Raw genomic sequence first — 10,256 nt, forward strand, 5'->3', positions numbered from 1 at the left:
GAAGGGCAGGCCGCATCCCGCCCCTGATAGCCGGCAATCAACCGAGCATATTGCTGTTATGCCGATATACTGACGCTATTGTGATCCGTCAGAATACTGGTGATGGCGCATCAATGGCGTCCAGACGGAAGCGGTCCCAGCGCCGGGTCCGCTCAATGTCGTCCAGCGCCGCGCGGGCGACTGCGGGGAGCTCGGGCGCATCCGGATCGTGCCGGAGTGTCGTGATCGCCCGGTCGCCGTCGCGGGCGACCTTGCACCCAGGATTGAGTACCCCCGATGGATCGGCGGCCTCCTTCACATGCGCGAACGCCGCTCGCGCTTCCAGCCCCCACACTCGGTCCAGCAACGGCGCCCGCAAGCGCCCGTCGCCATGCTCGCCGGCCAGCGTGCCCCCCAGCGATGCCGTCAGGTCGCACACGCGATCGAGAATCCCCTGCACGCGATCACGCCACCCGTGGCGCGTCACATCCACCAGCGGATTGACATGGGCGTGCGCGTCGCCGGCGTGCCCGAAGATCACGCCGGGCATGTCGAACGCGTCGAGCGCCCGGCGCACGCCGCGCACGTAGTCGGGAAAGCGATCGGGGGGCACGCAGCCGTCTTCGATGAACTGCATCGAGCGCAGGCGCGGCGCGAGGCGCGACAGGATTGGGCTCGCCGCGTGACGCAGCGCCCACAATCGCTGGACATCCTCGGCGTCGACCGCCGTCCGCACATCGCTCGCGCCGTGTCGTGTGGCGCGCGCGGACAGGCGGGTCATCGCGTGCACCGCCATCGCCGCCGATTCGCCTTCGACCTCCATCAACAGCACCGCCTCCGCGTGCGCGGGAATGCCCGTCGGGCCATCGGTCGCGGCCACCGCGAGAAAGGTGCGATCGAGCAGTTCGCAGGCCGTTGCGCCATCGAGGCGGGCCTCGACGGCGCACGCCGTCGCCGCTTCCAGCGACGCGAAGATCGCCAGAATCGTGGCCGTCGCGCCGGCCACGGGAATCAGCGACAGTTCCACTTCGGTGAAGATGGCGAGCGTGCCCTCGCTGCCGACCAGCAGGTCGACCAGATGGCCACCGGCGCGCAGCGCATCGGTAATCGCGTACCCCGACGATTCCTTGCGCACACCGGCGTGCGACAGCGTGCCGGCGGGGATCTCGCGACCGTATTGCGCGCCGATTTGCGACATTGCGTCCCGCACGCGATGCACGGCGGGCACGCCGATCGGCCACGGGGCATCGCGTCGCACCCACACATCGGTCCCGTCATCGAAAACACAGCGCACGCTCTGGACCCACGGGCGCGTCGCACCGAAGGCCAGCGACCGCGCGCCCGCGGCATTGGCCCCCACCATGCCGCCGATCGTGCAGAACGCGCCGCTCGACGGATCCACCGGGAAGCGCAGCCCGTCGCGCCGCGCGGCGGCGTCGATCTCGCCGCGCGTCACGCCGGCCCCCACGCGGAGACGACGCGTGTCCACATCGACCGGGCCCATCCATCGCAGGCGGCTCAGGTCCAGAATCATGCCGGGACCCACCGCCCCGGCGGCCATGCCGCTCCCGGAACCGCGTGGGATCAGCGCCACCCCCTCCCGCTTGCTCCAGCGCATGAGCGCCGACACATCGTCGGCGTCGGCCGGTACGGCCACACCCACCGGTACACACTGGGCGATTCCGGCACCCTCGGCATACATCGCCCGGGCGAGCAAATCGGTGCGAAAGACACCACGGAAATCGGGAGGCGACTCCATCACCCGTGGAACCTCGTGTCTGCAGGGCGGCCGCGGCAAGGCCCGGATGGGCCCGGACTGTTCCGTCGGCGCGATCGCGGTCCGGACTCGGTGACGCACGACGCCCGGCTATCGTATCTTGTATCGCATGACCCTGCCGATCGCCGTCTCTGCCGCCCTGTCCCGACGCGATGCCGCTCGCTTCTGCGCGGCCATCCTGCCGGCCGTGTCGCGCACCTTCGCCCTTGGCATCAAAGTGCTCCCCGGGGCACTCGGGCAGGCCGTCCTCGACGCCTACCTGTTGTGTCGCATCGCCGATACCGTGGAGGATGCCCCCGCGGTCGATCCGCAGGTGAAAGCGGACCTGCTCGACGCCTTCCTCGCGGCCTTCGACGATCCCGCCGCACTCGAGCGGTTCCTGCAGGGGGTCAAGCCGCTGGTCGGCAACGAAGCCCACCTGGCGCTCACGCTCAACGCCGACCTCGTGTTCGAGCACTTCGCGGGGCTGCCGCCGAGAACGCGCGCCGTCGTGCAGAAGTGGGTCGCCGAGATGGCGATGGGCATGCGCAAGTTCGTGCTGCTCTATCCTGACGGTATTCGCATTCAGACCGTCGACGAGTACAAGGAGTACTGCTACTACGTCGCGGGGACGGTGGGCTACATGCTCACCGACCTGTGGCATGAGCATTCGCCGAGCATCGGGGCGAAGCGTTACGCGATTCTGCGCGAGCGGTGCCGCGCGTTCGCCGAGGCACTGCAGACGGTGAACATCCTGAAGGATGTCGCCGTCGATGCGGAGCAGGAGAACTCGGTGTACGTGCCCGAGGAACTCCTCCGCGCGCAGGGCAGCTCGCAGAGCAGCATTCTCGCGCCCGAACTGATCGCCAGCAACCGCGCCGCGCTCACGCAGCTGATTCAGCTCGCGTGGCACGATCTCGAAGAAGCGCGCCAGTATCTGCTGCTCATTCCGCGGCGCGCCGTCTCCATCCGTCTCTTCTGCATTTTGCCGTTGCTGCTGGCCTACGCCACCATGCGCGATCTCGTACAGAGCACGGCCATGCTCAAGCCGGGCGGATCGGTCAAGATTTCGCGGCGCGAAGTGAAGTCGCTGCTGATGACGGGAGCCATGCTCGTGATGAGCAACATGGGTGTGCGCTGGCTCGTGGAGCGCGTGCGGCGTCGGACGTTCGTGCTGGAGCTCGTTACCGCGCCGTAATCTGCCCCACGACTTTCTGCAGGAGATTCGGCGGTTCCATCAGGCGACCGTGCTCCAGGTCATCAAGCAATTGCTCGAGTCGCAGATGGATCCGGTCGACCGAGTTCCGGTAGGCGCGACGCAACGCGCGCCAGGTGAGGGTGCCGGCACTTCCCACGAACGCCGCCAAGCCTCCCAGAATGCCCGTGGTCGCCACGCCGGAGCTGGCCAAGAACACCACCGGCGTCGCCACCACGGCATAGAACAACAGAAAGAGCACCGCCAGTGCGACCGCCTGGTTGCGCTGGCTGCGACGCATGCCGGCGATGTCCGCATCGAGGCGGACCACGCTACGCGTCGCGTCCACCGAGGTCACGCTGGCCGTGAGTTGATCGACGCGCACGAGATCCAGGCGGCGACCACCCACGCCGAACGAGCGCAGAAAGTTTCCGAATGGATCGTGACGTGGCTCCCAGCTCTGGCGGTCGCCAGTGCGACGCCGCGTGGACAGCGACTCCATGCGCGGCATCCACGCATCCAGACGGCGCAGGATGTCGTCGGGCGTGCCCGGCGCGGTGCGCTGCGCGCCCAGTGACGCCGGCCCGAGGCTGTCGAGCAGCGGGCCGGTTTCGGTCTCCGTCATCGGCAGGCGCGCCCGTTCCTCGGCGATCGCCTGGCGCACATGCGCCAGATCCAGCCCGACCTCCTTGGCGATGTCAAGCAGACGCTCCTCCGAGACGCTTTCGACGCCGTCGGCCGTGGTGGTCTGCAACTCGCTGGCGCGGGCCAGCACGCGCTCGAGCGCGGTGCGTGGGATATCAGCCATGAATCCGGAAAACCAGAGGGACGCGAGTCGGCACTAGATGCCGCTCAGGATGATGTCGATCTGTCGCTGCAGCGCGTCACGAATGGCCGGCGGCAGGGCGAAGCTCTCGTCGAAGCGTGCCGCGTACGTCGTGCCCGCGCGGCGAAGGTTGCCCTGCTCCACGTAATATCGCACGTACCCGTCGCGGAGTTCCGGCGCGATGATCGCCAGCAGCATCGCACCTGCTTGAACCTGCCCCATCGAGACGTAGCGGTCGGCCGTGCCCGCGCGCTGCTCGGCTGGCGTCGTGTTGTCGGCCACGACCGTCCCGACCAGCGAACCGGTGATCTCGTGCGCCAGCACATACAACGCTTCCACCGCGTCGGCGCGGCGGGCGGGGAACGGCACGGCCACCATCGTCCGCCGGGTCGAACCGGGCGCGGTGCGCCCTTCGCCACCGATCGGCAGCGACAACAGCAGATCCCCCTGCCGCTGTGAGGTGTTGTTCAGAAAGCGTTCGAACTTCGCGCGATAGACCTGCTGCCACAGGCTGTCCACCGCAGTGACCACCGGTGCCCGGGTGCGCATCTGCTGCGAATACTCGGCGGCGAAGAAGCGCTCCCGTTCGTCGAGCACGCCGGCCAGGAACAGACGGAGCCATTCGCGATCGGCCGCGGTGGGGAACATCGACCCGATGAGGGCGACGCGCACTTGTGTCTCGCGATCGGGCGCCCGCCGGGGATCGCCCCCGTATTGCAGGAACCGCTCGATCGCATACTTCATCGCGTCCCAGTTCGTGAATTCGAACGGGAGAAACTGCGCCGACAGGTAGCCACCGGTCAGCGCCATTCCCTTGGCGAGCGTGGCCTGATTGGCATCGAGGCTCGTGAGGACGTTCTGCTGGTTGCGCACCACCACCAGCGAATCGCGATAGCCGGTGCGATACAGCCGCACGCGCGCGGTATCGGTGCTCAGCAACGCGAACGCGTGCAGCCAGAGGTCGACGTGCTCGGCGGTTCGCACGGGCCAGCGCAGCACGGGCGAGACAACCGGGGCGGCGCCCGGCGCGGCGACGGCGGGTGTCGCGCCATTCGCGGGCGCCGGTACCCCGACGGGAATCGCCGACGCGCACGCGGTGAGCACGGCGACAACCGATGTTGCGAGGAGGGTGCGGACGGTACGGACAGCGCGCCGTCGGACCGGAAAAGCGTGAGGCATATACGAGTATACACCGCACGTCCCCTTCAGGATTCGGCGCCGTTAGCCGGCGCGGCGCATCGGGGTGGCGACGTCCGGGAGATCGGCGCTTCGACCGCAGGTCACGCAAAACCGCCAGTGCACGTCGAGCTCGGTGCTGCATGCGGGGCAGTGCCGCTTCGTGAGATCGATCCCGCAGTGCGGGCAAAAAATCATGCGCCGATTGTCCGGCAGGACGCTGCCGCAGTACCGACAGCCACACGGCCTGGGTTCCGGCCTGGGTTCCGGCCTGGGTTCCGGCTTGGTCTCGGCCATCCGGTCGCCGATGTCGGTGGCGGGCGGGGTGGCCATGCGTTCCATGCCGATGCCGGCGGCGGGCGCCGTCAGCGCCAATGAGGCGGTCGCCCACACCCGCACCAGCGAGAGCGAGGGTGACGGCACGCCAAGCGCCTGCGCGGCGGCGGTGCGGAGTTCGGCATCGGCCTTCACGTAGCCGCGCTCGCCGGCAAGCAGGCGGAGGATGGTGTGCTCGAATGCCGCGACGCCGCCGTCTGCCATCTCACGACGCGCGTCGCGGAACGTCAGCAGTCGCTCCTCGAGGTCGGCCAGCGTAAAGCCTTGCGTCAGGAGATTCGGATACTGCGTCCGAATCGTCCGCGAGAGCCTGAACGCGAGACGATCGAGATCGTCCAGCGAGCGGGAGACGACGCTCACTTCAGATCAGACGTCTGAAATCGTGCGTCCGTCTCGTTGCCCATCCGCGAGCGCGTCTCGCCCCCGATGCGCTCGAGCAGTCGGTCGGCAACGTGCTTCTCGTTCTCTTGCGCGTCGGTCCAACCGTAGCTGTAGCCGACGGCGACGCCGATGGCGAGGATGAAGAGTGTCTTGAACATGAGCGTCCTGAGGTGAACCGGCTCGCTTGCACCGGCATCGTTACGTCATTCGACGCACAGTCTTGGCCCCGGGTAACGCGGGAGCCGGCACAAACGCGTCGGCGTCCGGGAACGGCGACAGCGGGGCCCGCCTCGTGTTCGCGCGGACCGGCTGCGCCGCCCACCACGCCTCAAATGACGACACCACCAGTCCGTCGGAGCGGTCCTGCACGGCGGCCGCGCGGGTCGCCAGATGATTGGCGTACTCGTTCTGGGGATGGCCGGCGTGCCCCTTCACCCACGCCCACTGGGTCTCGTGCATGGCCACGGCATCGACCGCGGTCTGCCAGAGCTCCACGTTCTCCACGGGACCCTGCGCGCGCTTCCAGCCCCGGGCCATCCAGCCCCGTACCCACGACGTCATGCCGTCCACGATGTAGCGCGAGTCGGTCGTGAAGAGCACCGACAGCGGGTTCCCCTTCCGCGACATCGCCTGATAGCTGTCGATCACCGAGCGGAGCGCCATCCGGTTGTTCGTGGTATCCGGTTCCGACGCCCAGAGATCGAAGCGCTGGACGGCACCATCGGCCCGCCGGAACTCGATCAACGCACCCAGTCCCCCCGGCGTCTCGCCGCGCTGGCCATTCCCGAGACACGATTCGTCGGCGTACACCGCGACCAACGGATACTGCGCGCTCACCGCACGATCTCCAGGCGATCCAGTTCATCGAGGTAGATCTCGAGCAGGCTGCCGGTGCTCGGATGACGCGCCACGATGAGTTCACGCCCGTTGCGCAAGCGGAGTCGCTCGGGGATCACGAGGAACTCGGTGCCGCGACGGTACAGCTGGAGGCGCGTGCCATCGGTGATGGCGCGCTCGAGTTGATCGTACTGGAGGACGGAGAGCTGCATAGATCCCGGCAAGGTACAACGGCGGCGGTGGGCCGTGGGCTGCGAGCTTGGGGCCGTACGTGGTGGGTAATGGGCAGAGGGTTCAAGAACCCAGAACCCCTTACCTCCCCCACCCCGCACACACCGCTTCCAGGATCGCCGTCGCGCGCTCGACCTGCGCCACTTCCACCCATTCTGTCGCCGAATGGGCGCGGGCGATGTCGCCAGGCCCGAAACAGAGCGCCGGAATTCCCGCCTCCGCGAAGAGCGCCGCATCCGTCCAGCACGACAAGCCGGCGATGGTCGGCTCGACGCCAGCGGCCGAGCACGCGGCACGCATCGAGGCGATCAGCGGGGCCTCGCTCGCGAGGTCGAGCGGGGGCTGTGCGCAGACCATCGACACCTCGGCCCGAAAGTCCGGGCGCGAGGCGGCGAGGGCATCGCACAGAGCCTGGATATCCGCCAGCGCCTGCTCCCCGCTCTCACCCGGCAGCGTGCGGCGTTCGATGCGGAGCGTGCACTGCTCGGCGTACGTGGACCAGCCGGTACCCCCCACAATCGATGCCGCGTGCAGCGACGCGCGTCCCAGCAGGGGGTGCGCGCGGGTCGTGAGAACGTCGTGTTCGTAGCGATCGAGCGCCGCCAGCAGCACACCGGCATGCCGGTTGGCATCGATGCCGACGTCGTAGCGACTGCCGTGGGCGGCGCGTCCATGCAGCAGCACCTCGATCCACGCAAAGCCCTTGTGCGCCGGTGCAATCGCCAGGCGCGTGGGTTCGGTGATGATCGCGCCGGTCGCGTGCAGTCCTTGCGCCAGCAACGCCCGCGTACCGGCCGACGCGTACTCTTCGTCGCACACGGCCGTGACGATGATCTCACTGGCCAGCGCACCGCGCTCGGCGGCGCGGGCCGCGGCCACGCACATCGCGGCGATGCCGCCCTTCATGTCCGTCGTGCCACGCCCGAACATGTTGCCGTCCCGCACCTCGGGGGCGAAGGGCGCGTGCGACATGCCCTCTACGCCAACGACATCCAGATGCCCGTTCAAGACGAGCGGGGTGCGCCCGGCGGGGCCGATGCGGGCGACGACGTTGGCGCGACCCGGGGTGAGCTCCTGCAACGACACCGCGAATCCCCACGCGTTCAGCACGGCCGCGAGATGCGTGGCACAGGCAAGTTCGCCCGGCCCACCGGGCACGAGCGACGGGTTGCGCGAATCGATGGCGACCAGCGACGCGGTCAGCGCGACGGGATCGAGCGGGTAGCGGGAAGTCACGCGGTACAGTCTAGGGGGCGGGCGACAGCCGCGACACCTCGACGCCCGTCGTGGCGATGCGCCACGGGAGGATCTCGCCAAACGGTGACACGGCCTCGATCACCCGCGGTACATCGTGTGCCGTGCTGAAGAGCATCACGCAGCCGCCGCCGCTGGCGCCGAGTGCTTTGAGTCCTTGAGCGCCGGCCGCGCGCCCCGCGCGCTCGAGCGCGTCGATCCGCGCGGTGGTGATGCGCGGGTGCAGGGCGCGCTGATGGATCCAGTGCTCGTCCACGAGTGCCGCGAGGGTGGTCACGTCGGCGGCGTGCAGTGCGCTGCGCATCCCCCGGGCCAGCACGGCCATGCGGTCCAGCGCCTCGACCACACGCGGGGTGCGATCACGGTAGGCGTCCAGCACGGCGGTGATGGTGTCGCCAGACAGGCGCGACTCGCCGGTATACACGAGGGTGATGCGTGTTTCGAGCGCGTTCCGCGCCGCGGCGGAAAGCGGAATTCGCTCGACCAAGACCGTGTCGCCGAAGGTCAGTCCGAGCGCGCCGCCGAACGCGGCGGCGTAGTGATCCTGACGGCCACCGGCGATGCCCATTTCCTCCACCTCGAGCGCACGACTGCGCTCCGCGATCTCCGCCGGATCCGGGCGCTGCTCTTGTGCGGCGGCGATGGCCGCCACGACGGCCACGCCAGCCGCTGACGACCCGCCCAGCCCTGCGCCAATCGGGAAGTCGCTCGCGATCGTCACCTGTCCCGCGTAGTCGGCGCGACGTAACGCGGCGGCAACTAACGGCAGGTGATGCGGGTCGGCGACGGTGGGGCGGAGGGTGACCCGAGCCCGCCGTTCAATGGCGAGGTTACAAACGAAGCCGCCTCGCTCTTCGGGATAGGGTGGGACGTCTGTCCACCCTCCTCCGAAGTCGAGGCGACTCGGTGCCGACGCGACGAACACGTCGAACTACTTCTTCTTCGCTGGCGCCTTCTTGGCCGGAGCCTTCGCCGGTGCCTTCTTGGCCGGCGCCTTCGCTGGCGCCTTCACGGGCGCCTTCTTGGCCGGGGCCTTGGCGGGTGCCTTGGCCGGGGCCTTGGCGGGTGCCTTGGCCGGGGCCTTGGCGGGTGCCTTGGCCGGGGCCTTCGCCGGTGCCTTGGCCGGTACCTTGGCCGGTACCTTGGCCGGTGCCTTGGCCGGCGTCTTTGCCGGGGCCTTGGCCGGTGCCTTGGCCGGTGCCTTCACCGGTGCCTTGGCCGGTGCCTTCACCGCTGGGGCCGGCTTCGCCGCCGGCGCCTTGGCGGTCGGGGTTGCCTCGACCTTGGCCGCTGCCTTGGGGGTCGGCTCGACCACGACGGCGGTGTCCACGATCTCAACCTTCGGCGCGGGGGGCTTCGGTGCCGGCTTGGGCGGAAGCGGCGCGAAGGTCACCTTGTCAGACGGCTTCTGCGGTTCGATCCGCATGGCCGCCCGCGCCTCGAGCGCGGCTTCGGCGGCGGCGGCCGGTGCGGTGACCGCCTTAGGCAACTGCCCCAACGGTACCGGCTTGGGCGGTGGAGCCTTGGGGCCGGGAACCGGCAGGGCCCCGTGCTTCGCGATATACGCCGCTTCGGCCTGGTGGATGAGCACCTCGGCTTCTTCCTGCCCCATCTGGCCGCGGCGGACCATGTAATTGATCAGGTCCCGCGCACTCTCGATCGCGAACGGGCTGAGCCCGGCCGCCGCACCGATCACCTCGCGCATAGCGCCAGCCATCTTGCTGCCGGCCTCCAGGCTGATCTCATGCGCCCGCTGCGCCATTTCGGCGGCCGTGTCGCGTGCGTCCGCAGCTCGATGCCCAGGGCCACGGCGCGGCGCCGGACTGGCAGGAGGTGCGTCACCTTCGGTGATCGTGTCGTCGTCAGCCTGCGGCAAATCGGCCATGGGTCGAACGGACTCCTTCCGCCAGCAATGGAGGTAGAGGTGGTCGCCCGACTTTTCTACGGAGGGTACTGCTCAGGCCTCAATAGTATGGTCCACGCCCACCAGAACTGGGGTAACTATATGATTTTCAGTCATCTATGCAAGGTATTCGGACGTGATTTGCGAGGTGAACCGCATATTATTCGACGAGCGAACGCTCACGGTCGCGGCGGCTGACACCGTCTGTTGATGCACAAAACCAGATATTTTCGTGCCTTTACAAGATCACTATAACGACACTATGAAGCGACTACCGCTAGAAGGCATCAAAGTGCTCGATCTGTCCAGGGTGCTCGCCGGACCGCACTGCAGCATGGTGCTCGGTGATCTGGGCGCGCACATCATCAAGGTCGAGCGAACC

The 10,256-nt window shown here is 68.4% G+C and carries 12 protein-coding genes; 2 read left to right on the forward strand and 10 right to left on the reverse strand.

Features of this window, described 5'->3' with window-relative positions:
• Positions 1 to 88: 88 nt before the first annotated feature.
• Complete coding sequence (locus ACIRA7_RS12005) at positions 89 to 1,738, reverse strand: FAD-binding oxidoreductase (protein ID WP_396221081.1); 1,650 nt, start codon at positions 1,736 to 1,738, stop codon at positions 89 to 91.
• 127 nt (positions 1,739 to 1,865) lie between these two features.
• Here ACIRA7_RS12005 and ACIRA7_RS12010 point away from each other — a divergent pair, with 127 nt between their 5' ends.
• The gene (locus ACIRA7_RS12010) at positions 1,866 to 2,933 is read left to right on the forward strand and encodes a phytoene/squalene synthase family protein (RefSeq protein WP_396221082.1); all 1,068 of its coding nucleotides are present in this window, start codon (positions 1,866 to 1,868) and stop codon (positions 2,931 to 2,933) included.
• Here the strand turns inward: ACIRA7_RS12010 and ACIRA7_RS12015 are convergent.
• From ACIRA7_RS12015 to ACIRA7_RS12055, 9 genes are all read right to left on the reverse strand, one after another.
• Positions 2,920 to 3,738, reverse strand: coding sequence for a hypothetical protein (locus ACIRA7_RS12015; protein ID WP_396221083.1), 819 nt, complete (start codon positions 3,736 to 3,738; stop codon positions 2,920 to 2,922). The genes ACIRA7_RS12010 and ACIRA7_RS12015 overlap by 14 nt on opposite strands.
• Positions 3,739 to 3,771: 33 nt before the next feature.
• Positions 3,772 to 4,860, reverse strand: coding sequence for a hypothetical protein (locus ACIRA7_RS12020; RefSeq protein WP_396221084.1), 1,089 nt, complete (start codon positions 4,858 to 4,860; stop codon positions 3,772 to 3,774).
• Positions 4,861 to 4,977: 117 nt separating this feature from the next.
• Positions 4,978 to 5,628 (reverse strand): zinc ribbon domain-containing protein, encoded by a 651-nt coding sequence (locus ACIRA7_RS12025; RefSeq protein WP_396221085.1) that lies wholly within the window; start codon positions 5,626 to 5,628, stop codon positions 4,978 to 4,980.
• Positions 5,625 to 5,807: a hypothetical protein gene (locus ACIRA7_RS12030; protein ID WP_396221086.1), complete on the reverse strand. Its 183-nt coding sequence runs from the start codon at positions 5,805 to 5,807 to the stop codon at positions 5,625 to 5,627. The genes ACIRA7_RS12025 and ACIRA7_RS12030 overlap by 4 nt, the downstream gene beginning before the upstream one ends.
• 40 nt (positions 5,808 to 5,847) lie before the next feature.
• Positions 5,848 to 6,486 (reverse strand): ribonuclease H, encoded by a 639-nt coding sequence (locus ACIRA7_RS12035; RefSeq protein ID WP_396221087.1) that lies wholly within the window; start codon positions 6,484 to 6,486, stop codon positions 5,848 to 5,850.
• A complete protein-coding gene (locus ACIRA7_RS12040; protein ID WP_396221088.1) occupies positions 6,483 to 6,698 on the reverse strand; it encodes a hypothetical protein in 216 nt (71 codons plus the stop codon). Before ACIRA7_RS12040 ends, ACIRA7_RS12035 begins: the two co-directional genes overlap by 4 nt.
• A gap of 100 nt (positions 6,699 to 6,798) precedes the next feature.
• Positions 6,799 to 7,953 (reverse strand): ArgE/DapE family deacylase, encoded by a 1,155-nt coding sequence (locus tag ACIRA7_RS12045; RefSeq protein WP_396221089.1) that lies wholly within the window; start codon positions 7,951 to 7,953, stop codon positions 6,799 to 6,801.
• 10 nt (positions 7,954 to 7,963) lie between these two features.
• Positions 7,964 to 8,896, reverse strand: coding sequence for a hypothetical protein (locus tag ACIRA7_RS12050; protein ID WP_396221090.1), 933 nt, complete (start codon positions 8,894 to 8,896; stop codon positions 7,964 to 7,966).
• 6 nt (positions 8,897 to 8,902) lie between these two features.
• On the reverse strand, positions 8,903 to 9,856 hold the full coding sequence (locus ACIRA7_RS12055) for a hypothetical protein (protein ID WP_396221091.1): 954 nt from the start codon (positions 9,854 to 9,856) through the stop codon (positions 8,903 to 8,905).
• 280 nt (positions 9,857 to 10,136) lie between these two features.
• Here ACIRA7_RS12055 and ACIRA7_RS12060 point away from each other — a divergent pair.
• Positions 10,137 to 10,256: CoA transferase (locus ACIRA7_RS12060; RefSeq protein ID WP_396221092.1), on the forward strand; the 120-nt coding region annotated here is incomplete at its 3' end.

Source organism: Gemmatimonas sp. (assembly GCF_044376735.1).
Taxonomy (GTDB): domain Bacteria; phylum Gemmatimonadota; class Gemmatimonadetes; order Gemmatimonadales; family Gemmatimonadaceae; genus Gemmatimonas.